The organism is Mycetocola tolaasinivorans (genome assembly GCF_003667565.1).
Taxonomy (GTDB): Bacteria; Actinomycetota; Actinomycetes; order Actinomycetales; family Microbacteriaceae; genus Mycetocola; species Mycetocola tolaasinivorans.
This window is the reverse complement of the sequence record NZ_RCUX01000007.1, coordinates 191,861-214,059: the sequence shown is the minus strand read 5'-3', so window position 1 is coordinate 214,059 and position 22,199 is coordinate 191,861. Positions and strand designations below refer to the sequence as shown.

The following is a 22,199-nucleotide window of genomic DNA, read 5'->3' as shown; positions in this document are numbered from 1 at the left end:
GGGTTAGCGGCGCCAGCCTGGATCTGCAGCTTGATCAGACCCGTGACCTTCTTCTTCGGTGCCATGTTATTTCCTTCTTTAGTGATCGAGTAACGGGCGGTTGCCCGCTGCTCTCCCGCCGACCCGGAGGGCCGCGGTGGTGTATAAAACCTGTGGGGTACGCGTCAGAAGACGCAAACCCGATCAAGTCTACGCGATCAGGCCCCAGATCGCGAGTCTGGAATTCGCGACTTTTCCACGGTAACCTCCACGATGATCGTGCGAGTCCGCAGGCTCGGTCAACGCATGATCTTCGGCCTGGACGCTCTAGAGCCGTCCCACCCGAATGGCCATCACCCGCGTCTGATGATCAGGCAGGGCGTCAATGTCTTCCTGGAAGCCCGGCAGGGCTTCCAGTCGCGGCATCGTCACGATCAGTGAAACTGTGCGGGGTCCAGCCCCAGCCCGGCCGCAATATCACTCAGCGGCTGGGCCTGCCCCGCGCCCTCACGCTGACGAACCAGGGCGGCAATCTCGACGTCCTCGATCGCGGGCAGCAGCGCGACGTAGAGCTCGTACGGAATGACGACCGCTTCGGGCTTGCGGTGAGCCCCGAAAATCAGTGGCTCGGCGGAGATGCCCTCCGCGCGGAAGCGCTTGAGGACCTGAGCAAGTTCTTCACCGGCGTCCTTGCTGGCAAAAACCAATGGGGTAGTCATGGCACCAAGGTACCCGTTTAGGCTCCTAAATATGTACATATCTGTGTTCAATATGCGGCTAGGAAGCGTCAGCCCAACGTACGGAACCCCTGTCGTAGCCACGTCTCGACTCAGTACCTTCGCGTTCATTTTGGGCCCCCGGGTTCCGTTTTGCGTCGAGGTTCTGCGTGCCTGATCCGGCGAACCACCTCGAACTGCGGCCAGGCTATCCCGAGACTCCGCGGATTCCACGGCTTCGCCCTCGATGCCCCAGCACTTGCCAGCGGCAGCCCTTTACATGCACAGAAACCACTCCGGCACGAGAAGACATCGTGCCCGCAGTGCCCGATCGCCGTTCTAAGCCGCGATCACGCGCTCCACGATGAGGCGGGCAGCGGCCTCCGGGGTAAGCGCCCCGGTGTCCACATCGAGGTCATAGCGGACACCTCGGTGAACCAGCTCGGCCTGCATCACCGCCATACCCGGGGTTCGGTCCGGGCGGGTGGCCTCGCGAGCCTCCGCAGTGTCCGGAGAACAGTGCGCACCCACCCAGAGCACGCGAAGCCCCTCAAGCTGCGCAAGCAGACGGGCCTGAGACTCACCACCGGAGAGAAACACATCATCCAGAATGATGGGGGCACCGGCGCGGGCCATCTCGGCGATCCCCCGCGTCCAGGCACGCTCCAGGCGGCGGAAGTCTGCGCCCACGGAGACACCGCCATCCGGTGCAAAGTCGATGCCGGTATTCCCCTCACGCATCGTCGCGGGGAGAGCGTCGACAAACGTATCAATGCTGACGCTTAGCCAGGGGCTGGGAAGCGCCGCCTGCAGGGCGCGCACGAGCGTGGACTTCCCAGAGCTCGAACCCCCGTTGATGACGATGACGTCGAAGCCCATGTGTCCCCCAGTGTAGCGATGCGTGCAGCCCAGGCTAACAGCCGCCGCTCCGAACTCGCCGCACACACAAACGAGGACCCGTCACTGCGAAAGTGACGGGGCCTCGAAGGGTAAAAACTAAAGCTTGGTGACCTGGTCGAAGCTCAGCTCGACCGGAGTCTCACGCTCGAACAGCGAAACCAGAACGGTGAGCTTGCCGCTCTCCGGCTTGATCTCGGAGATCGAACCCGGGAGGCCCGCGAACGAACCCTCCTTGATGGTGATGGTCTCGCCGATCTCGAAGTCGATCTCAGCGGTGACGGTGCGGTTCTGAACCGGCTTACCCGCGGCCTTGCTGGCGGCAACCTCTGCGACCTCAACCAGGCTCTTCAGCATGTTGAAAGCCTCTTCGAAGCGCAGCGGGGTCGGGTTGTGGGCGTTGCCCACGAAGCCGGTCACACCCGGGGTGTGACGAACAACCGACCAGCTGTCCTCGTTGAGGTCCATCCGGACGAGCACGTATCCGGGGATACGCACGCGGGTGACCATCTTGCGCTGACCATTCTTGATCTCCACCACGTCTTCCATGGGGACTTCAATCTGGTAGATGTACTCGGCAACATCGAGCGTGCCCTTACGCTGCTCGATGTTGGCCTTCACCTTGCGCTCAAAACCGGCGTAGGAGTGAATGACGTACCACTTACCCGGCTGCGTACGCAGCTCCAGGCGGAAAGCCTCGTAGGGGTCGAGCTCGACGGCGGCCTCGGCCTCGGCGTCTTCCTCAGCATCTTCGGCGACGTCAGCATCGGCGTCAACAGCCTCAGCCTCGTCTGCCTCTGCGGCCTCAACCTCGACAACCTCGGCGGTTTCGGCAACCTCGTCGGCTACGACCTCGGCCTCAGCGGACGGGGCAGCCACGACGGGGGTCTCAGCCTCGGTCACGCCGTTCTCGTTCAGATTCTCTGACACCTGATCTCATTCCTTACGTAAGTTGCCGCCTGACGGAGGGGAAGGGTGCGATGCGCACGGTACCCATCCGAAATCGCGAGGGCCTACGGAGCGCCGAAGACCCAGTTCACCAGGGCCGCGAACAGCATGTCCACGCCGTATACGAGGCCCATCATGATGAGAACAAACACCAGCACGACGAGCGTGAAGTTGATGAGTTCCTTGCGGGTCGGGGTGACAACCTTCTTCAGCTCGGCAATAACCTGCTTGAGGAAGAGGATGATCCCGGCAAACGGTCCGCGCTTCTGGGCGCGCGCCTGCTTCGCAGCAGCGACGATTTCCTCACCGGGCTCGTCGATTACGTTTGCGACCACGTGTTCACACCTTTCATGTGTCGGTGTTTCTAAGACACCGACGCGCAGGGCGGACAGGACTCGAACCTGCAACCTGCGGTTTTGGAGACCGCTGCTCTACCAATTGAGCCACCGCCCTATGAATCGAATTGTCGATCACAGGATGTTGAAACCTACCTTACAGTGCCAAACCCCGACTCGCCGAATCGGCGAAAAAGGGCGCAGAAAAGCTTGTTAGGTTTCTCCTACTCCGCAAGTCTAGGGGACTCGGGGCCGCGAAGTAAAGTCGACACCACACGAAGGGTCGTTTCACTGTCGCTTTGGGCTGCGCGCACCGCCCGGCACGCCCACCGTGATAAACATGACGTGTGCTTCCGGACAGTCCCGCTCCCACATCATCCGCTCCAACCCCGCGCCCCCCGCTGCCACCACGGCATGCGGCACACGTGCGCTGGGGGTGGCAGCGCATCACGGTGATCTCGCTCTGTGGCGTTCTCGGACTCGGCCTGATCGGGGCCGGCGCGAGTGCGCTCACCGTCGTGAACCTGCTCCAGCGCGTGGGGAACAATGCCGTGGACATCACCCCGGACGACGACACCAATGATGATCTCGGCGAGATCTCGGGCGGGTTCAACCTGCTCGTTGTTGGCGTCGACAATACTGACGACCAGGACACCTCGTTTGGGCCGCGCGATGCGACCCTCAACGACGTCAACATCCTGCTGCACGTCAACTCCGACCACTCCGGGGCCACCGCGGTGAGTATCCCGCGCGACCTCATCGTGGATCATCCGGCCTGCACCGATGCCGCGGGCACCGCCTTCGCGCCGCGCACCGGCGCACCGTTTAACGTCGCCCACGGGCGCGGCGGTCTCGCCTGCGTGGTGGCCACCGCCGAGAAGCTCACCGGGCTCTCGATCGGCTACGCGGCCGAGGTCGGGTTTGAGGCGGTTATCGGCATCACCGACGCCATCGGCGGTGTCCCGGTCTGCCTCACCAAACCGCTGCGAGACCCCGCGGCTCACGTGGATCTGCCCGCCGGTATCGTCGAGATCAAGGGCGCGGATGCCCTCGGATTCCTGCGCTCGCGCTACGGAGTCGGTGACGGCAGCGACCTGTCGCGCATTTCGTCCCAGCAGCAGTACATGTCCTCGCTGATGCGGAAGGTACAGACCGACTCCGCCCTCACGAACCCCTTCAAACTGCTGGCGCTGGCCGACGTGATCACCTCCTCGGCCCGCCTCTCCACGACCATGGCGCGGCCCGAAACCCTCGTTCAGATGGCAAACGTGCTGCGCAAGCTCGACCTCACCTCGGTCGCGTTCGTCCAGTTCCCCGGCACCACCGAGGACCCCCGCTACCCGCAGAAGGTGGTCCCCGTGCGCGCCGCCGCGGAGCGCCTGTTTGCCGACATCGCGGCCGACCGCCTGATCACACCGGACACCTCGACACTCGGTCCGGGTGCCATCGAAGTGCCGAGCGACGCCCCGAGCGACGCGGCAACCCCGCCGGCCGAGACCCCGGTTACCGAGGCCGGCGGCGAAACACCGGGCGCACCCGGTGACGGCGGCACCGAACCCGTGATCCAGACCGGTGTGCGCGGCATCACCGCCGATCAGGAAACCTGCACCGTTCCCCGCTAGCAACGCAAAGGCGCCCGGCCACCGAGATCATCGGTGGCCGGGCGCCCGTGGTTTACGCGGCTAGTGCCCCATGTTGTAGGCGCCGGAGAAGACGCTGAGGATCCCGTCCACCGTCTCATCACGCGTGCGCTCGGGATCAAACACAACCCACTCAAGCCCGGCCACGATCACGGCACCGAAGATGGCGCTCGCCCGAATCTCGGCGGCGTGCAGCTCTCCGCCATCGATATCGCGAAGCGCCTCGGCAAACACGCCGATGAGCTGGCTGCGCACCCGCTGCAGCGACTCCTTCCACACCCGATCGGTGCGGAACAGCTCGGCCACCAGGAGCTTCGCCATGGCCTGGTTGTCACGAACCCGGTCGAGGGTGCCCTCGATCAGCGCGTGCAGCGCACGCACTCCGGTGAGCTCGCCGCGAACCTCAACCAGGAACGTGTGGAACTGGCACAGGCCGTCATCCAACAGGGCCTCGAAGAGCTGATCCTTCGAGCTGAAGTTGTAGTAGACGCTGCCCTTGGCCACCCCGGCCTCGAGCGCGACATCGTCCATCGTGGTGCCGGTGATGCCGCTGCGCGCGGAGAGCTCGAGGGCGGCGTCCAGAATGGCCCGCTTGGTCTTTGAGACCTTCGGTGCTGCGACCGGGGCGGATGCGCTCATCACGTTCTCCTTCTGGGCGAGCAACTGGGGTGGCGGGGCCGCGATGCTCAGGTGCGGCGTCCGGTCGATCGGTGCCGGGTGGTTTTACCCGGCACCGACCGATCGTGAGACTAGATCGCGAGTTCTGGGCTCAGGCGCTTCATGGTCCAGACCTTCTGACGGCCGGCCGCGTAGGCCGAGATCGCGAAGCTGATCAGCAGTAGTCCGATCATATAGGCCAGCGCGATCCAGAAGCGGGCATCAACGCCTCCGGTAATAAGCTGTCGCAAACCGTTCACAACGTATGTCGCAGGCATCAGCGGGTGCAGCACCTGGAAGAAACCGGGCGTGGTTTCTACCGGGTAGGTTCCACCCGAGGAACTGAGCTGCAGCATGAGCAGCACGAGGCTCACCACGCGACCCGTGGCGCTCCCAAACAGCACGATGAACATCTGCTGCAGCGCGAGGAATGCGAGGGTGGTCAGGTACATAAACGCCGCGGTGGCGACCCAGTAGACCGGCTGCAGGCCGATTCCGTAGACGAGTACCAGCATCATGATCACGACCTGGCCGAGACCGATCGCGGCGGCCGGGATGAACCCGGTGAGCGCGGCCCGCATGCCCGAGGTGCGCCCGGCGAGGGCGCGGGTGGGCAGTGCGCGCAGGATCAGCCAGGTGATCAGCGCGCCGACGAACGCGGCGAGGGCGATGAAGAAGGGCGCGAAGCCCTCACCAAAGCTCGCGGCCTTGTTCTCGTTGGCGGTGGCGAGTGCCACCGGGTTAGCCACAACGTCGGCGGTGCGATCGATGCGAGCGGTCGAGTAATCGGGCGCCTTCTCGGCACCCTCGCCCAGCTTCCCGGCGAGTTCTCCGCTGCCATCGGCGAGCTTCTGGGTGCCGTCGGTCAGGGTGACGCCACCGTCTGCGGCGGTGCGTGCGCCATCGGCGAGCTGGGTGCTGGAGGAGGCGAGGGTGTGGGCACCGGTGTTCAGGGTCCGTGCGCCATCGGCGAGCTTGTTGGCTCCGGGCACGGCCTCGTTGAGGCTCGATGCGAGCGTGTCGGCACCCGCGGTGAGCGTTCCCGCTCCGCCGCTGAGCTGCTGCACGGCGTCGTTGACGCCGGCCGCGCCGGCCGCGAGGGTTCCGATGCCCTGCTGCAGGGCGGGAGCGCTCGCGCTGAGCTTCGCGGTACCGGCGGCCAGGCCGGAGGCACCAGCGGCGAGCTTCGAATCCCCGGCGGTGGCCGCGGAGATTCCCGCGGTGGCACCGGTGAGCTTCTCCATCTGAATGCCGTTGGCTGCAAGCATCGCGTTCAGCTGGGCCACGGTCAGGTTTTGCGTGGCATCCGAGGTCAGCGCCTGCTGAATACCGGCGGCGAGCTGCGCGGTCTTGTCGGCGTTAACGTGGAGCGCGCCCACGCCATCCGAGAGCGCCTGGGCACCATCGTTCAGCGCGCTTGCCTGGGCGGGGAGGTCCTTCGACTTGAGCTGGAGCTCGGCGGCACCGGCACCGAGCGCCGGGGTCTTACCGGCGAGCTGGCCCAGCCCATCGGAGAGCGTGTGCGCGCCGCCGGCGAGGGTACCCGCGCCGGTCGCGGCCTTGCCGATACCGTCGGCGAGGGTCTTGGTACCGGCACCGAGGGTGTCGGTACCGTTTGCGAGCGTGTGCGCGCCATCGGAGAGCTTGCCCGAGCCGTCGGCAAGGCTGTTCAGGCCCACCACCAGCTCACCGGCACCATCGTTCAGCGTGTGCGCACCGTCGGCGAGGGTGCCGGCGCCGTCGGCAGCCTGTCGCACCCCATCGGCGAGGGTGTTGACCCCCACGAGCATGGTGTTGGCGGTCTGCGCGCTGACCTGCTCGGTCACGGCGTTGCGCAGCAGCGTCATCGCGCTCTGGCCAAGGGTCGAGGCGAGGAAGTTGTTGGCGTCGTTGAATTCGACGTCGAGCTTGGCCTGCTTGGGGGTCTCGTCGGCTACCGAGGCTGCCGCGGCGGAGAAGTCCTTGGGCACGGTCACGGAGAAGTAGTAGGTGCCATCGGATACGCCCTTGCGAGCGGTATCGGCATCCACCCGGCTCCACTTGAGGTCACCGCCCTCGAGCACCTTGTCCACGACCCTGGTGCCCGCGTCGAGGCGGGTGCCGTCCTCCAGGGTGGCACCGCGATCCTCATTCACGATGGCGACGGGGAGATTCTTCATCTCGTCGGTGGGGGCCCAGAAGGCCCACAGGTAGAGCGCGCCGTAGATCAGCGGAATGAACAGCAGCACGACCAGCGAGATCTTCGGCAGCGTGCCCTTTTTGAAGCGGGTGAGTTCGGTCCCCGCGGACGCGAACGACATCATACGAGTTCCTCCTGGAGGGAGCGGGTGGGGGTTGTTTCGGCGGTCGTGGTGTCCACGGGGGCCGGGCGCACGGGGATTTCGGTTACCGCGACACCAACGCCCGCGTAGAGGGCGGGCTCGAAGGCGGCGGCGGATACCAGCACGCCGATGCCGCTCGCGGCCAGCTCGCCGAGGCGGGTCAGCACGGCGGCCTGGGCGCGCAGATCGTGCACGTGATCTACACCGTCGACGATGAGCACCGAGGGGGCATCCATGAGCGCCAGCCCGATGCGCAGCATCAGCTTGGTGTCCTCATCGAGGTCCCAGATCATCGTCTTGGCGGCGGGCACGGGGAGGGTGCCAAACGCGGGAGCGAGGGCTCGCACGACGGCCACGTCATCGGCGCGGCGCACCCGGGCGTACCAGGGGGCGTTCCAGCGGGCACGCTCGGTGACGGCGTCGCCCACGGTGACGGCCTCCTCCAGGGTGTCGATCCCGTCGAAACCGGCGATCGCACTCTGGGCGCGCAGGGCTCGGGGTCCGCGGGCACCGCGGACGGTGATTTCGCCATTGGTCGGCTTCATGCGGCCGGCGGCGGTGAGCAGCAGGCAGGTCTTGCCGCTGCCGCGTGAGCCGGTGACCACGCCGAAGGGGGCATCGAGGGAAATATTGAGGGGGCCGTAGACGGTTCCACGAGCCGCGGTGAGGGCGAGGTCTCTCGCCGAAAGCAGTGTTGTCACACCCGTGACCTTTCTCGTTCTTTGTACTGACTAGTCAGTTTAGACTCGGCGGTACAAAAATTGCAAACCGGTCAGGCCAACCACCCCGATAGGGTTGACGGTATGGACATCGTGACGTCACTGCTGACCGGATTGCCCCTGACCCTCGCCGGGGTCCTCGTTATCTGGATGGGCCGGCGCGGCGCCCGCGGAACCCTCAAGCGCAACCCCTATATGGGCGTGCGCACCGCCGCCACGATGCGATCGGACGCCGCCTGGATCGCCGCCCACCGCGCGGTGGCGACCCCCACGGTCATCGGCGGCGCGGGCATCCTTGCGGCCGGCCTGATCGCACTCTTTCTCCCATCGAGCGCCGGCGTCTTCGTGATTCTCGGCGGCGCCGTCTGGGGCCTCGCCTGGCTCGTCGGCACGATCGGCATCGCGACCCGCGCCGCCAACGCCGCCAGCGATACCCCCGGCCACACGGGCACCCTGATCTAGACGAACCGACCACAGCTTTCGCGCTGCGACCACGAAAAACACCCCGCTCAGGGCGGGGTGTTTTTCTGTGCGGACGCTAGAAGGTTACGTGCTGCATGACCCAGGCGTGCATGGTCACGGCGGCAGCGGCCGAGGCATTGATCGAGCGGGTGGAGCCGAACTGGGTGATCTCCACCACCGACTCCGAGGCCGCGATCGCCTCGGGTGAGAGACCCGGACCCTCCTGACCAAAGAGCATCAGGCAGCGCTTCGGCAGCGCGAAGGTCTCGAGAATCACGGATCCGGGCACGTTATCGATGCCGATGATCGGCAGCTCCTGCGCCGCACACCACTCGACGAGCGCCTCGATGGATTCGTGGTGAATCACGTGCTGATAGCGATCGGTAACCATCGCACCGCGCTTATTCCAGCGACGGCGACCCACGATGTGCACGGTGTCGGCACCGAATGCGTTGGCACTGCGCACGATCGAGCCGATGTTCATGTCGTGCTGCCAGTTTTCGATGGCCACGTGGAACGGGTGTCGGTGCTCGTCGAGGTCGGCGATGATCGCGTCCATCTTCCAGAAGCGGTAGCGATCGATGACGTTGCGGGTGTCGCCGAGCTCAAGCAGCTCAGCGTCGTAGTGCTCCTCGGTCGGCCACTCGCCCACCCAGGGGCCAACTCCCGCGGTGGAGAGTTCGTGGGTCGGTGCGGTCTGCGGCTCGGTCATCCCTCCAGCGTAGCCGCCCACGGCACGTTTCTTGGCATCCAGACAAAAGAGTTTTCGGCGCACCGAAAAGTTAAGCTATGGTTTCTCCATGACCCTCCGCAGACTCCGCCTCACCGCGCTTACCGCCCTGGCCGCGCTCTCACTCTCCGGCTGCTCGCTCCTCGACGAGGGCGGCCCCCGCACCGCCTCGACCGATGACAAACCGCTCGTTCTCACGAGCTTCACCGTGATCGCCGATATGGCGCGCGAAGTGGCCGGCGATCACGTGCGCGTGGAGTCGATCACCAAGCCCGGTGCCGAGGTGCACGGCTACGAGCCGACCCCGCACGATATTCGCAACGTCGCCGGTGCCGCGCTGCTGCTGGAAAACGGCTTCGCCCTCGAGGGCTGGTTTGATCAGTTCACCGCGGGGATCCCCCGGGTCGTGCTGAGCGAAGGCATCGACCCGATCCTGATCTCCGTCGGCGATAAGGCGGGTGCCCCCAACCCGCACGCCTGGATGTCACCCACCGCCGGACAGGTCTACGTCGCAAACATCGCCCGGGCCTTTGGCGAGCTGGTGCCCGAACAGGCCGCCGAGTTCACCCGTCGCGCCGACGCCTACTCCGCCCAAATCGGCGAGATCGGCGCGGGGCTGCGGGAACGCCTGGCCGGAATCCCCGAGGAGCACCGGTTCCTGGCCACCTGTGAGGGCGCGTTCAGCTACCTCGCCCGCGACGCCGGACTGGATGAGGGCTACCTCTGGGCGGTCAATCAGGAAAACGAGGGCACCCCGCAGCAGATGGCGGACCTCATCGCCCGGGTGCGCGAGCGCGGCGTTCCGACGGTGTTCTGCGAGTCGACCGTGAGCGATAAGGCGCAGCGCGAGGTCGCCGCGGCCACCGGTGCCCGCCTGGCCGGGCCCCTCTTTGTTGACTCGCTCTCGGACGGCCCGCCGGTGGGCAGCTATCTGGACCTCCTCCGACACGATCTCGACCTCATCGCCGACGGGCTCGGCTCGTGAGCGCGGCAGGAGGCCCCGCGGCGAGCGCGGCAGTAAACCCCGCGGCGAGCGCCGACACCGGCCTCGCAGCCATCTCGGTGCGGGATCTCCACGTGTCCTACGGTTCGGTGATCGCGCTGTCCGGGGTCAACCTGGAGCTGCCCGCGGGCAGCATTGTGGGGCTCGTGGGTATGAACGGGTCGGGAAAGTCGACGCTGTTCTCGGCCCTGATCGGCACGATCCCGGGGGCGCGCGGAACCGTGCGCATCCTCGGCCGGGAGAGCGCCCGGGCGCGGGCAGAGAACCTGGTGGCGTTTGTGCCGCAGACCGAGGTGATCGACCGCGACTTCCCGATCAGCGTGCGCGAGGTGGTGATGCTCGGGCGGTACGGCCGGCTCGGGTTCACCCGTCGGCCCCGCGCCGCCGATCACGCAGCCGTGAAGGCCGCCCTCGCCCGGGTGGGGCTGACCGAGCTCGCCGAGCGCCCGATCGGTGCGCTCTCGGGCGGGCAGCGCAAGCGCGCGTTCGTGGCCCGCGGCATCGTGCAGGACGCCCGCGTGCTGCTGCTGGATGAGCCCTTCGGCGGGGTGGATGCCACCTCGCAGGCGCTCATCATCCGCGTCCTCAAGGAGCTGCGCGATGAGGGGCGCAGCCTCCTCGTCGCCACCCACGATCTCGCGGGCATCCCGGATCTCTGTGACGAGGTGCTGCTGCTTAATCGCCGCGTGCTGTTCCACGGCGACCCGGCCACCGCCCTGCTGCCCGAAAACCTCGCACTCACCTTCGGGGTGGCCCCGTGATCACCCCTGCCGACACCGTTTCCGGAGACCCCTCATGACCGACATCCTCACCTGGTTCCTCGAACCCATCAGTCACGGCTTTATGTCCCGCGCCCTGGTCGCCACCCTCATCTCGGCGAGCGTCTGCGCACTGCTCTCGTGCTGGCTGGTGCAGATCGGCTGGTCGCTCATGGGCGATGCGGTCTCGCACGCGGTGTTTCCCGGGGTCGTCTTTGCCCACCTCATCGGGGTGCCCTTCGCCCTGGGTGCGTTTATCTTCGGCGCGGGGGCGGTGGGCCTGATCGGTGCCCTGCAGTCACGCACCACGCTGAAATCGGACACCACGATCGGCGTGGTGTTCACGAGCCTGTTTGCGCTGGGGATCGCGGTGAACTCGGTGTTCCCGAGCCAGGTGGATCTCAATCACATCCTGTTTGGCAACATCCTGGGCGTGGGCGTGAATGACCTCCTGCTGGTGGCCGTGGTGGGTGTCCTGTGCGGCGGAATCCTGCTCCTCAAGCGGCGAGACCTCACCCTGTTCGCGTTCGATCCGGTGCAGGCACACACCCTGGGAATTCCGGTGCGACGCCTGCGCTTCCTCCTGCTGCTGGTGCTGGCACTCGTGGTGGTCATCACGCTGCAGACGGTGGGCATCATCCTGGTCGTGGCGATGCTCATCATTCCGGGGGCCACCGCGCTGCTGGTGAGTGGCCGGATGGCGCGGATCCTGCCCATCGCCGTGCTCTCCGCCCTGGTGTCCTCGACCGTGGGCGTCTACGCGGCGTACTACCTCAACGCCTCCGTGGGTGGCGTGGTGGTGCTCACCCAGGCCGCACTGTTTATGCTCGCGCTCCTGGTGGGGCCGCGCGGCGGGCTAAGCCCGACCCACCTGCGCTCGCGCCGGGCGGCACACACCTCGCGCCTCGGGGCCGCACAGACCATGGATGCCTAGCGCGGGCACTCGGCAGCAGTTGACGGGTACCCTGGAGGCGGACCCGTATGCCGGTGCGGGCCACCTAGGAGAGCCCGATGCCGCTGAGCACCCGCTATGAGGACGCCCACGAGGACTACCTCAAGACGATCTACTCGTTTACCGAGTGGCAGGATGCCCCCATCACCCCCTCGGTGCTGGCCGCACGCCTGGGGCTCGCCCCCTCGACCGTCACCGAGATGGTGAAGAAGCTTGCCGCGGCGGGCCTCGCCCACCACGTGAAGTACGGCGCGATCACCCTCACCGATGCCGGCCGGTTGCGCGCCCTCGCGGTGATCCGTCGCCACCGGCTGATCGAAACCTGGCTCGTCAACGAGATGGGGTACACCTGGGATGAGGTGCACGATGAGGCCGAGGTGCTCGAACACGCCCTGAGTGACCGGCTGCTGGATGCGATTGCGATTCGCCTGGGCGACCCGCGGATCGATCCGCATGGCGACCTCATCCCGACCGCGAGCGGAGAGGTCACCCGTCCGGACGCGCACACCCTGTCGCTCAGCGCACCCGGCAGCGAGGTCACCGTGGTGCGCATTCGGGATCGCGACCCCGAGATGCTGCGCCAGCTCGCCGAGCACGGTATCGGCCCGGGCAGCGTGGTCACCCTGGTCACGCTCTCACCGACCCCGGTGCTGCGTGCACACGGCACAAACATCGTGCTGTCTATCGGGGCCGATGAGATGATCTGGGTCGCAAACGCGGGCTGACCCCACCCCCTGAACGGGGTCCGTACACGGCGGTCACCGCGGGCTATGCTACGAATCGTCAGCGTTTCGCGCACCCGTGCCCGCCCCTCGGAGAGCCCCCATGACCCGCAGTATCCGAATACCCGCGATCGTGGCCACCACCGCCCTCGCGCTCGCCTTCCCCATCGCCCTGGGGGTGGCCGGTACCGCGGCCACCGCCGCCGACACCGTGCGCTGCGACGTGTGGTCGGGCGGCCTGCGTAACTTCACCGTGACCGAGGCCGGCCCGCGGCTGTTCCGGGTGGCGATGATCGACTCCAACACCCTGGCCGCCGCCTTCGAGGATGAGGACGGCACCGAGTTTTACGACCCCATTCCCGAGGAGTTTCGCTTCGGTACCAACACCGTAACCTTCGGCTCCGGCGTCACCGTGGTGCCCGGCAGCGTACGTCTCACGCAGTCGATCGAGTCCGGCGAGCCGAGCGACCCCGCGGAATCGCAGTTTGGGATCGAGCGGCTGCTCCACAATGCCCCCTCCGAGGGCGAGTCCGCCACGGTCACCGATGCCGGCGACCTGGTGTGGGTTCACAGTCTGGATGCCCGCCCGCTGCCCGATGGCAGCCTGCCCGTTCCCTCCTGGCCGCCGCTGATTGACGTGGATGATGCCACCAGCGTGGTGGAGTTTGACCTCGCGGTGCCCGAAGACCGGGTGGGGAGCACCGAGCTGATCACCGGTTTGCAAGCGGTATTCACCGGCGGGCACCACGGCGTCTTTCCCGGCACCTGGGAGCCCGGGGACGATCACGTCACGAACTCGCGTGCCTGCGCGGTGACCCTCGCCGAAATCCCGCCATCCCCGTCCGCCTCCCCCTCGGTATCGGTCTCCCCCTCACCCTCGAGTTCGCCGACGCCGCCGGTGTCGCCGTCCCCCACTCCGCCCGTATCGCCGTCCCCCACTCCGCCAGTGTCGTCCTCGCCGACGCCTCCGGTATTGCCGTCGCCCTCCGTCTCCGTTTCGGCAACGCCTGAGATCTCACCGGACCCCACCGCGAGCCCGAGCGCGACGGGCACCGCTGGGCCCACGACCTCGGCGTCCGAAACCGCTGAGCCGCACCCCTCCGCCGAGCCCGCACTGCCGCACACCGGCGCGAGTTCCGCACCGCTCGCCCTGGGCCTCGGAGTCGTCGCACTGCTCGCCGGCGCGGGCCTTCTGGGCGCTCGCCGCGGACGCTCAACCCGATAGACACGCCCCGATCACGCCGCGCGGCCGAGACACCCCGACACCACGGAGGGGTTTCGGCCGCGCGCCGCGTTATTCTGCGGTGCCGACGCGCCACACGGCACGGCTTCGGGGAATCCGTGCAGCCCGGCCGGGCATCGTGGTCCCATAGACTGGGAGTGACCCGTTCACACAGCAGAGGGAGCAGTACCGATGATGCAGAAGCGCGCCGAAGTCGAATGTTGGCTGACCGACATGGACGGCGTTCTCGTGCACGAGAACCGCGCGATCCCCGGAGCCGCTGAGCTGCTTGAGCAGTGGCGCAACGAGGGCAAGCCCTACCTGGTGCTCACCAACAACTCCATCTTCACCCCGCGCGACCTGAGTGCGCGTCTGCGCTCCTCGGGTCTCGACGTCCCCGAGGATCGCATCTGGACCTCGGCACTCGCCACCGCAGCCTTCCTGAAGAGCCAGAAGCCGGGCGGCACCGCGTTTGTGATCGGCGAGGCCGGCATCACCACCGCGCTGCACGAGGCCGGATTCATCATGACCGAAACCAACCCCGACTACGTCGTTGTTGGCGAGACCCGCAACTACTCGTTCGAGGCGATCACCAAGGCCATCCGCCTGATCAGCGGCGGCGCGAAATTCATCTCCACCAACCCCGACGCCACCGGCCCGAGCCGTGAGGGCCCGCTGCCCGCGACCGGCGCGATCACCGCACTGATCACCAAGGCCACCGGCTTTGAGCCCTACGTGGTGGGTAAGCCGAACCCGATGATGTTCCGCTCCGCGCTGAACAAGATCGGTGCCCACTCGGAAAACACCGGCATGATCGGTGACCGCATGGACACCGACATCGTCGCGGGTATCGAGGCGGGTCTGCACACCGTCCTCGTCCTCACCGGCATCAGCGATGACGAGGAGATCGGCCGCTACCCGTTCCGTCCGGACGAAATCCTGAACAGCGTCAAGGACCTGCTGTCTCCGGCCCCGATCGAGACCGAAAACTTCGAGGAGCTGTAAGCCCCTCGCTGTGACCACACGATGACGCCCCGCCGAGTATTCTCGGCGGGGCGTCATCGTTCGCGGTGCGCGGGCGATTAGCTCGCGGGGACCACGCTCGCGGTGAGGTCCTGGCCGTCTGCGCGGGTGACAAAGCAGAGGTAGCTGCGCTGGCCGGCCGCCCACTGCTCGGCGGTGACGGGGAAGGTTGCCTGCACCTGCAGGCCGGTCACGGCGTCCGCGGCGAGCAGGCTCGGGGCGGAGCAGGCGAGGGCGGAGCCCGCGGCGATGCTCGCCTCACCGGGGAACTCTGCCGCGGCATCGGCGCTGATCGCCACCGGGCTGAGCAGCTGCGCGGCGTGCGGTTCGGTGCAGTCGACCGCGGTGAACTCGTTTGCCCAGGCATCGGTGAAGGGGGCGAGGCACTCGCCGCCGACCAGGGCCGTCCAGGGGCGCGGGCCGGTGGCGTCCGGGGCGGGGGTGCCGACGGGCGCGGACGCCGAAGCCGAAGGCGTCGGGGCGGCGCTGGAGGCGGGGCCGGTGGGCAGGGCGAAGCCCCCACCCACGGTCATGCTCAGCGTAAAGAGCACCGCGAGGAGGGCGATGAATCCGGCACCGATACCGACCAGCAGGCCGATTCGACGCCCGGATCCCCCTCGTCCGCCACCGGGGGCACCGATGGAGGTACCACCGGGAGCGCGCGGAGGGACCGCGGATGCGGGGGCCTGCGCATCGTTGGCCTGCGCGGCGCGGGCCTGCTGGCTGGCCGGGAAGCGGGTTGTCGCAAAGAGCGGGGGCTGATCGGCGGAACCTTCGGCGGCGGGCGTCGATACCGGGAATACCGGCGAGCGCGGGGCACCGAGCGAAGCGGCGGCTTCGGCTTCGGCTTCGGCTTCGGCTTCGGCTTCGGCTTCGGCTTCGGCTTCGGCTTCGGCTTCGGCTTCGAACGGAGTCTCGCCCATCAGGGTCACGGGGAAGATACCCTCGGGTTCTCCCACGGTCCAGGCCGCGCTCTCGGAGAGGTCGACGGGCTCGTCCTCCCGACCGGCGGGAAGCACCTGGGTGAGCGGAGGCAGTTCGATCGCGCCGGTCAGCGGCGGGAGGATCGTCGCGGCCACCGAGGCGTCGGCCTGGTCAAAGGCGAGCTCGGTTTCGGCTTCGGCGGCTGGTGCGCCGCCCGCATCGGCTTCGCCGTCCGCGGCGGTTTCCTCGTCCGCGTTGGCGTCCTCGTCCGTGTTGACGTCCTCGGGAGTCACCCCATCGGTAAGGCTGGTGCCGGCGGTGTCGCCGTCCTCGGACAGCGGGCCCTCATCGCGAATGAGTTCTGCGAGCAGGGCGAGGTCCAGTGGAACGGTGTGGGTGTCCTCGATCGGGACTACCGGCACCGCCGCAAGCGGGGGCTCGGCCTCGTCAAGCGACGCATCGTCATCGTCGCCGCGGCGTTCGCGCACGCTCTTTGAGACGAGGTCGCGCACACTGGGCTCGGCGATGCCGGGGGGCACGTCGAGGAGGGTCGTCGCGGGCTGCGCGGCCGCGGGGTCGAGGAGCACAGTGTTCTCGGGGTTCTCCGCACCGGATTCGGTATCGGGCTTGACCTCCGTATTTTGTTCGGAAAACTCGGCGGATTCGCCGTCGTTCAGGAGATCTTCACCGCTCGATTCCGATACAACATCGCCAGAGGCGGCACTGCTCGTATTTAATGCGGACTTTTCCGGGGGGTCCGATTCACGTACGCTCCCTGCGGCGGCCTCGTGCACGGTCGGGTCCAGCTGATCGTTCGGGGTGAGGCCCCAGTTGAAGACGGGCGCCTCGCTCGCCACCGGGCTCACCGCGGGTGTGGGGTTCGGGGTGACAAACGGCGAGGGGGTGTCGGGCCGGATGATCGGCAGTGCGGAGGCATTGGTGTCTCGGAAATCACGCTCCTGCGAGCTCTCACCGAGGTGCGCGGCCTCGGCAATTTCGCGCTCTGCCTCGGCCCGGGCCGCACGTTCGGCGGCCTCGTGTCGCTCACGTTCACGCTCAACCTCGCGCGCGCTCTCGGCGGCATCGGCGGCGGCACGCAGGTCGGCGCGATGTGCGAGTGGGGGTGCGTCCGCGGCACGGATCACGGGGATCGGGGCCGCACCCAGGTGTGTTTCATCCCAGTTTTCGCCGCTCTCGTCCGCGCGATCGTCTGTGATGCCGTCGGAGATGTCGACGCTTTCGACCTCGGGAATCGCTTCCCCCTCGAGTTCCGCTGCTGGCTCAGCCGCGGGGACCGCTTCGACCTTCGACTCCTCCGGCTCCGCTGCCGGAGCGGGTTCCGCCTCAACCTCGAGTTCCGCTGCCGGGTCAACCGCGGGAAGCGCGTCCGCCGCGGGTTCTACGATCGGCTCGGGCTCTGCTGCCGGCTCGAGTTCCACTGCAGGCTCGGGCTCTGCTGCCGGCTCGGGCTCTGCTGCCGGCTCGAGTTGCGCTGCCACCTCGGGCTCTGCTGCCGGCTCGAGTTGCGCTGCCACCTCGGGCTCTGCTGTCGGGGCGGTGAGACCACCCAGCGGGAAGGCATGGCCGGCGGCGGGCAGAATGAGCGCCGCGGTCTCGGTGGGTACCGAGATCAGATCGTCGAAGCCCGTGGGAGCGGGGGCGGGGGCGGGCGCAACGTCCTCGATGTCCGGCACATCGGCGACGCTCAGCGCCTCAGCATCAGCAATACCCGCGTCAGCCTCGGCGTCGGCGTCGGCGTCGGCCAGATCTTCCGAACCGGTTTCGGCCGTGAACACCGCGGTGGGTGGCGTAGAATCCTCCGGTACCTCGGCGGCCTCGTGGACAAGCGCGTCATACACGCTGTCCGCATGCTCGGCAACGGGAGGGGTTTCTTCGAGCGCATCGTAGATGCTGGAGAGCTCGATGGTGTCGGTGTTGGCGAGTTCCGCCATCAACCACTCGGTGCCCAGCGGCTCGGGATCCGAGGACTCCTCCGGCACCTCGGTAGACGCAGCGGGTGCGTCGTCAGGGAACAACGGGTCACCCGCGGGGGTGTCAGGCCGCGACTCGGGCTCCGTACCCTCGGGGGTGACCCCGTTGTCCCCGGCCACTACTCGAGCCCCAGGTCCGACAGACCGATGGCGGAGTAGTAGGGGTAGCCCGCTGCCTCGATGATTTCCTTGGCACCGGTGTTGCGGTCAACAACCACGGCGACACCGGCGATCTCAGCACCCACCTTCTTCAGGGCCTCGATGGCGACGAGCGGCGATCCACCGGTGGTGGAGGTGTCCTCCAGCACGATGACGCGCTTGCCGGCGAGATCCGGGCCCTCAACCTGACGACCACGGCCGTGGTCCTTGGGCTCCTTGCGCACGACAAAGGCGTCATATCCCGCCCCGCGAGCGGCACCCTGGTGGAGCACGGCGGATGCGATGGGGTCGGCACCCATGGTGAGGCCGCCCACAGCCACCACGTCGGGGATGTCGGCGATCAGGTCGAGCATGACCTGGCCGATCAGCGGGGCGACCCGGTGGTCCAGGCTGACCCGGCGAAGGTCAACATAGTAGGTAGCCTTCTTCCCGCTGGTGAGCGTGAAGTCGCCGTGGAACACGGCGTCGGCCTTAATAAATTCGATGAGTTTTTCACGTGCGTCGGTCACGGTGCCTAGTTTACGGTGCGCCGACACTCGGCGCACGGCGGGATCGCAGACGGCACGCGGGGCGCTACGGTGGAGGTATGCGAATCGCCACCTGGAATGTCAACTCGATCCGTGCCCGCGTCGACCGGGTGGTGGACTGGCTCGTGCGTGAGGACATCGATGTCCTGGCGATGCAGGAGATCAAGTGCAAGCCCGCGCAGTTCCCGATCGAGGCGTTCACGGCGGCCGGCTATGAGGTTGAGATCCACGGCCTGAATCAGTGGAACGGTGTCGCGATCGCGAGCCGCCTGCCGATGAGCGAGGTCACCCACGAGTTCGCCGGCATGCCGGGCTTTGCGAAGAAGGCGCCGGTGCCGCTGGATCCCGAGGCTCCCGGGACGGATGCCCTCGGCTATCCGCTCGAAGCACGCGCCCTGGGCGCAACGATTGATGGGCTGCGTCTCTACAGTCTCTATGTGCCGAACGGTCGCGGGCTGGATGACCCGCACTGGCACTACAAGCTGGCCTGGCTCGAGGCACTGCGCGCGGATACCGAGCGCTGGCTGAGTGAGAACCCCGATCTTCCGCTCGCCCTGATGGGTGACTGGAACGTGGCACCCTTTGACGGCGATATGGGTGACCCCAGCTTCTCCGTGGGCAACTCAACCCACGTGTCTCCCGAGGAGCGTGCCGCTTTCCACGCCTTTGAGGCGGCCGGACTGAGCGATGTGGTGCGACCCCTGGTGCCCGAGGGGTACACGTTCTGGGACTACACGCAGCTGCGTTTCCCGCGCAATGAGGGCATGCGCATCGACTTCATCCTGGCGTCGCGCGCGTTTGCCGACCTGGTAACCGATGCGTCGATCCACCGCGATGAGCGCAAGGGTGACGGCCCGAGTGACCACGTTCCGGTGGTCGTGGACATCCAGCTCGAGGGTGAGGACGACGATATGCCCATGATTTTTGGGTAGTCGACAAATATCGGCCCTAAAAGCTGTCGCATTACGCACGTTATCTGTCGCAATGGTGACGCCCGTGTGGCGGCGTGATTTCGGGAACTCGGCGGCTCGCCGTTATAATTTTGTTACTTTCAGGAGATTTTCCGGGAAAGTTCGTCGATATTCCGGTAACGTAGCCTGAGTTGGTTACGGATATTCGCCCCCTTTAGGGGTGACCGCAGTCACAAATCATGACGACTACCCCCTTGATTCAGGTGTGGCAGTTCCTCACCGCCACACATTCGGAGAAACCACGTGACCCAGAGTATGACGCCCGAGAGCGAACGGGTGCCCGCCGCATCCCTGCCCTCTCGTCGTGCCCTGCGCGCCGCACGTGAGGCCGCCACCGGCCCCGCTCCCACCATGCTGATCGAGCCGACCCTCACCGAGCCCGCGGCCGCCGCCCCGATCTCTGACGTCGCGTCGGCACCGGTCGCGAACGTCGCTTCCACCGCTTCCTCGATGACTCAGCCCGAACCCTTCGTGAGCACCGAGCCGGTAGAGAACGTCGCCACCACCCGCAACCTTGCACAGGGCACCGCTACCCCGGCGTTCCGGGTGCCCACGTTCGACGACGTTTTCTTTGCCGCCCCGGCCGGCACCGCTCGCGCGGCAGCAGCCACCGCCGCCGCACCCACCACGTTCTCCGCGACCACGGCCGCCCCGCAGGCCGACACCGCCGCACCCACGCGTCCGCGTCGCAGCCCCTCGGCTTCGGCCACCGCCGGCCCGGCCACCGCACCCTCCTCGCGGCGCCAGGCAACCGCCCGCTCGGCGCGCACAACCAAGCGTCCGCTGCGCCGCGCGGTGTTCTCCGCACTGATCGTTCCCGCCCTGATCGGCACCGCGGCACTCCCGTCCTTCGGGCTCGACTCCTCGGCCTCCGCGGCCGGCCCCACCGGTTATTCGGCCATGCAGCTCATCACCGGCGAGGCAAAGGCCGCCCAGACCCTCACCGTAAGCGCGGCAGCCTCCGTCGAAGACCTCGATCGCGGGACCTACGAAACCACCAACGGTGCCCGCACCGGTGGCGCCCACGGCAGCCTGGACGCCCTGGCCGGATACTCCGGCCCGTCGGCCGAAGGCTGGTGGCGTCCGGTTCCCGGCCCGATCACCTCCCCCTACGGTCCCCGCGGCCTAATCTGCAACAGCGTGGGCTGCTCCAACAGCTTCCACGAGGGCATGGACTTCGCCGGTGCCTCCGGCACCCCGGTCCGGTCAATCTTCTCCGGCGTCGTCACCTTCGTGGGTAATGCCGGAGCCTTCGGAAACCGCGTCATCGTTGATCACGGCAATGGCGAGGTTTCGGTATACGGCCACCTCCTGGCCGGTTCCTTCGAGGTCAAGGTTGGCGAAAACGTCCAGGCCGGTCAGATCCTCGCCGGCGTCGGTGCCACCGGCGTGGTCAGCGGCCCCCACCTCGACCTCAAGATCGAGATCGACGGCAAGATGACCGACCCCGCCGTATTCCTGCGCAGCAAGGGCATCACCTCGGTCTAGCCCCGCCCGGCGCTACAGCCAGTGCTTCTTCTTGAAGATCCAGTAGAGCGCACCGGCGAAAGCGGCCATGAGCCCGATGGAGAACGGGTATCCCCACTCCCAGGAAAGCTCGGGCATGTTGTGGAAGTTCATGCCGTAGACCGAACCGATCAGGCTCGGTGCAAAGATGATGGCCGCCCAGCTGGAGATCTTCTTCATCTCCTCGCTCTGACGCAGGCTCGCCTCGGTCAGGATCCGAGTCTCATCGTTCTGCCGCTGCCCCACCAGCGCGGTGTTGACCGTGAGCGCGTTTTCCAGCAGGCTGCGATATCCGGCCGCTCGCTCGATCACGCGCACCGCGTGATCGCCCACGTCGCGCAACCGGCGGCGCTGCTCGAGGGCGGTCGCGGGCATGCGGGCGGCGATGGCCGCGAGCATCGCGGGGAGCGGAGTGACGGCGCGCTGGAACGCGATCACCTCACGGGAGAGCTGGTAGATGCGCTGGGACTGCTCGTGCCCCTCGGCAAACAGGGCATCCTCGATTTCGTCCACGTCGTTTTCGAGGCCCGCCATGACCGGCTCATAGCCGTCGACGATCTCGTCCAGCACCGCAAACAGGACGGCTTCTGGCCCCTCCGCCAGCCGCGTGGGGTCGGCCTCCAGCCCGCGCCGGGTCTCGGCAAAGTTTGGTGCCTCGGAGTGCCGGATCACCACGGCGGTGCGCGGCCCGGTGATGACGTGCACCTCACCGAAGTCCACCCGCTCCTCGGCATCAACATAGTGGGCGGAGCGCAGCACGGTGAGCGTGGTCTCGCCGTAGCGCTCATACTTGGGGCGCTGATGCCCCTGCGAGGAGTCCTCCACGATGAGCTCGTGAATATCGAAGTCGGTGGCGAGCTGGCGCAGCTCGGTCTCATCGGGGCGGTAGAGACCCACCCAGGCGAAGCCGTCGGGATACTCGGCGAGCACCGGAAGGGTCTGCTCGATCCCCGCGGGTGAGGCCACCCGACGCCCGGCGACATACACCGCGTTATCGATCATGACCATGGTGAGACCTCCCGTGCGCACACCGACAA

The 22,199-nt window shown here is 67.1% G+C and carries 21 protein-coding genes, 1 tRNA gene and 1 pseudogene; 10 read left to right on the top strand and 13 right to left on the bottom strand.

The genetic code is table 11. The features are described 5' to 3' along the window. The 6 genes and pseudogenes from D9V32_RS10820 to D9V32_RS10795 all read right to left on the bottom strand — a co-directional run. Positions 1-65: pseudogene (locus D9V32_RS10820) on the bottom strand (50S ribosomal protein L11); the annotation flags it as partial. A gap of 348 nt (positions 66-413) precedes the next feature. Next, positions 414-698, bottom strand: coding sequence for a hypothetical protein (locus tag D9V32_RS10815; protein ID WP_147440448.1), 285 nt, complete (start codon positions 696-698; stop codon positions 414-416). A gap of 336 nt (positions 699-1,034) precedes the next feature. After that, positions 1,035-1,574: a chloramphenicol phosphotransferase CPT family protein gene (locus D9V32_RS10810; protein WP_121648908.1), complete on the bottom strand. Its 540-nt coding sequence runs from the start codon at positions 1,572-1,574 to the stop codon at positions 1,035-1,037. A 117-nt stretch (positions 1,575-1,691) separates the two neighbouring features. Beyond that, positions 1,692-2,522, bottom strand: coding sequence for a transcription termination/antitermination protein NusG (gene nusG / locus D9V32_RS10805; protein ID WP_121648907.1), 831 nt, complete (start codon positions 2,520-2,522; stop codon positions 1,692-1,694). Between the two features lie 83 nt (positions 2,523-2,605). Next, positions 2,606-2,923: a preprotein translocase subunit SecE gene (secE, locus tag D9V32_RS10800; RefSeq protein ID WP_425462007.1), complete on the bottom strand. Its 318-nt coding sequence runs from the start codon at positions 2,921-2,923 to the stop codon at positions 2,606-2,608. Further along, positions 2,921-2,993, bottom strand: a tRNA-Trp gene (locus D9V32_RS10795). Before D9V32_RS10795 ends, secE begins: the two co-directional genes overlap by 3 nt. A gap of 307 nt (positions 2,994-3,300) precedes the next feature. On the opposite strand from D9V32_RS10795, the gene D9V32_RS10790 reads away from it, so the two are divergent. Next, the gene (locus D9V32_RS10790; RefSeq protein ID WP_183086274.1) at positions 3,301-4,497 is read left to right on the top strand and encodes an LCP family protein; all 1,197 of its coding nucleotides are present in this window, start codon (positions 3,301-3,303) and stop codon (positions 4,495-4,497) included. A 60-nt stretch (positions 4,498-4,557) separates the two neighbouring features. Here the strand turns inward: D9V32_RS10790 and D9V32_RS10785 are convergent, their stop codons facing one another. The 3 genes from D9V32_RS10785 to D9V32_RS10775 form a co-directional block, all read right to left on the bottom strand. Next, positions 4,558-5,154 carry a TetR/AcrR family transcriptional regulator gene (locus D9V32_RS10785; protein WP_121648904.1) on the bottom strand — a complete coding sequence of 199 codons (597 nt, stop codon included), beginning with the start codon at positions 5,152-5,154 and terminating at the stop codon, positions 4,558-4,560. A 110-nt stretch (positions 5,155-5,264) separates the two neighbouring features. Continuing rightward, positions 5,265-7,475, bottom strand: a complete 2,211-nt coding sequence (locus D9V32_RS10780) for a YhgE/Pip domain-containing protein (protein WP_245982257.1) — start codon at positions 7,473-7,475, stop codon at positions 5,265-5,267. Continuing rightward, positions 7,472-8,194, bottom strand: a complete 723-nt coding sequence (locus tag D9V32_RS10775; RefSeq protein WP_121648902.1) for an ABC transporter ATP-binding protein — start codon at positions 8,192-8,194, stop codon at positions 7,472-7,474. Before D9V32_RS10775 ends, D9V32_RS10780 begins: the two co-directional genes overlap by 4 nt. Positions 8,195-8,296: 102 nt before the next feature. On the opposite strand from D9V32_RS10775, the gene D9V32_RS10770 reads away from it, so the two are divergent. Continuing rightward, entirely contained in the window at positions 8,297-8,674 is a 378-nt protein-coding gene (locus tag D9V32_RS10770; protein ID WP_121648901.1) for an SdpI family protein, read from the top strand. Positions 8,675-8,750: 76 nt separating this feature from the next. Here the strand turns inward: D9V32_RS10770 and D9V32_RS10765 are convergent, their stop codons facing one another. After that, positions 8,751-9,386, bottom strand: a complete 636-nt coding sequence (locus tag D9V32_RS10765) for a TrmH family RNA methyltransferase (RefSeq protein WP_121648900.1) — start codon at positions 9,384-9,386, stop codon at positions 8,751-8,753. Positions 9,387-9,474: 88 nt separating this feature from the next. On the opposite strand from D9V32_RS10765, the gene D9V32_RS10760 reads away from it, so the two are divergent. From D9V32_RS10760 to D9V32_RS10735, 6 genes are all read left to right on the top strand, one after another. Then, entirely contained in the window at positions 9,475-10,389 is a 915-nt protein-coding gene (locus tag D9V32_RS10760; protein ID WP_121648899.1) for a metal ABC transporter solute-binding protein, Zn/Mn family, read from the top strand. Next, positions 10,386-11,168, top strand: coding sequence for a metal ABC transporter ATP-binding protein (locus D9V32_RS10755; protein ID WP_183086273.1), 783 nt, complete (start codon positions 10,386-10,388; stop codon positions 11,166-11,168). Before D9V32_RS10760 ends, D9V32_RS10755 begins: the two co-directional genes overlap by 4 nt. A 34-nt stretch (positions 11,169-11,202) precedes the next feature. Then, complete coding sequence (locus D9V32_RS10750) at positions 11,203-12,099, top strand: metal ABC transporter permease (RefSeq protein WP_121648898.1); 897 nt, start codon at positions 11,203-11,205, stop codon at positions 12,097-12,099. Between the two features lie 77 nt (positions 12,100-12,176). Further along, positions 12,177-12,842, top strand: a complete 666-nt coding sequence (locus tag D9V32_RS10745) for a metal-dependent transcriptional regulator (protein ID WP_121648897.1) — start codon at positions 12,177-12,179, stop codon at positions 12,840-12,842. A 100-nt stretch (positions 12,843-12,942) separates the two neighbouring features. Next, positions 12,943-14,064 carry an LPXTG cell wall anchor domain-containing protein gene (locus tag D9V32_RS10740; protein ID WP_121648896.1) on the top strand — a complete coding sequence of 374 codons (1,122 nt, stop codon included), beginning with the start codon at positions 12,943-12,945 and terminating at the stop codon, positions 14,062-14,064. A 192-nt stretch (positions 14,065-14,256) separates the two neighbouring features. Next, on the top strand, positions 14,257-15,066 hold the full coding sequence (locus tag D9V32_RS10735; RefSeq protein ID WP_121648928.1) for an HAD-IIA family hydrolase: 810 nt from the start codon (positions 14,257-14,259) through the stop codon (positions 15,064-15,066). Positions 15,067-15,143: 77 nt separating this feature from the next. Here the strand turns inward: D9V32_RS10735 and D9V32_RS16580 are convergent, their stop codons facing one another. Beyond that, the gene (locus D9V32_RS16580; RefSeq protein WP_121648895.1) at positions 15,144-18,119 is read right to left on the bottom strand and encodes a septum formation family protein; all 2,976 of its coding nucleotides are present in this window, start codon (positions 18,117-18,119) and stop codon (positions 15,144-15,146) included. Next, positions 18,119-18,667, bottom strand: coding sequence for an orotate phosphoribosyltransferase (gene pyrE, locus D9V32_RS10725; protein WP_121648894.1), 549 nt, complete (start codon positions 18,665-18,667; stop codon positions 18,119-18,121). The genes D9V32_RS16580 and pyrE overlap by 1 nt, the downstream gene beginning before the upstream one ends. A 77-nt stretch (positions 18,668-18,744) precedes the next feature. Here pyrE and D9V32_RS10720 point away from each other — a divergent pair, with 77 nt between their 5' ends. Beyond that, entirely contained in the window at positions 18,745-19,617 is an 873-nt protein-coding gene (locus D9V32_RS10720) for an exodeoxyribonuclease III (protein ID WP_121648893.1), read from the top strand. Between the two features lie 282 nt (positions 19,618-19,899). Then, on the top strand, positions 19,900-21,144 hold the full coding sequence (locus D9V32_RS10715; RefSeq protein WP_147440447.1) for a M23 family metallopeptidase: 1,245 nt from the start codon (positions 19,900-19,902) through the stop codon (positions 21,142-21,144). Between the two features lie 12 nt (positions 21,145-21,156). Here D9V32_RS10715 and D9V32_RS10710 read toward each other — a convergent pair whose 3' ends face one another. Beyond that, the gene (locus tag D9V32_RS10710) at positions 21,157-22,170 is read right to left on the bottom strand and encodes a magnesium and cobalt transport protein CorA (protein ID WP_121648891.1); all 1,014 of its coding nucleotides are present in this window, start codon (positions 22,168-22,170) and stop codon (positions 21,157-21,159) included. Positions 22,171-22,199 lie beyond the last annotated feature (29 nt).

Coding starts and splice junctions, on each gene's coding strand:
- D9V32_RS10810 (WP_121648908.1), bottom strand. CDS start 1,574: ATGGGCTTCGACGTCATCGTCATCAACGGGGGTTCGAGCTCTGGGAAG.
- D9V32_RS10780 (WP_245982257.1), bottom strand. CDS start 7,475: ATGATGTCGTTCGCGTCCGCGGGGACCGAACTCACCCGCTTCAAAAAG.
- D9V32_RS10735 (WP_121648928.1), top strand. CDS start 14,257: ATGCAGAAGCGCGCCGAAGTCGAATGTTGGCTGACCGACATGGACGGC.
- D9V32_RS10760 (WP_121648899.1), top strand. CDS start 9,475: ATGACCCTCCGCAGACTCCGCCTCACCGCGCTTACCGCCCTGGCCGCG.
- D9V32_RS10745 (WP_121648897.1), top strand. CDS start 12,177: ATGCCGCTGAGCACCCGCTATGAGGACGCCCACGAGGACTACCTCAAG.
- D9V32_RS10750 (WP_121648898.1), top strand. CDS start 11,203: ATGACCGACATCCTCACCTGGTTCCTCGAACCCATCAGTCACGGCTTT.
- D9V32_RS10740 (WP_121648896.1), top strand. CDS start 12,943: ATGACCCGCAGTATCCGAATACCCGCGATCGTGGCCACCACCGCCCTC.
- D9V32_RS10765 (WP_121648900.1), bottom strand. CDS start 9,386: ATGACCGAGCCGCAGACCGCACCGACCCACGAACTCTCCACCGCGGGA.
- D9V32_RS10815 (WP_147440448.1), bottom strand. CDS start 698: ATGACTACCCCATTGGTTTTTGCCAGCAAGGACGCCGGTGAAGAACTT.
- D9V32_RS10720 (WP_121648893.1), top strand. CDS start 18,745: ATGCGAATCGCCACCTGGAATGTCAACTCGATCCGTGCCCGCGTCGAC.
- D9V32_RS10770 (WP_121648901.1), top strand. CDS start 8,297: ATGGACATCGTGACGTCACTGCTGACCGGATTGCCCCTGACCCTCGCC.
- D9V32_RS10710 (WP_121648891.1), bottom strand. CDS start 22,170: ATGGTCATGATCGATAACGCGGTGTATGTCGCCGGGCGTCGGGTGGCC.
- D9V32_RS10785 (WP_121648904.1), bottom strand. CDS start 5,154: ATGAGCGCATCCGCCCCGGTCGCAGCACCGAAGGTCTCAAAGACCAAG.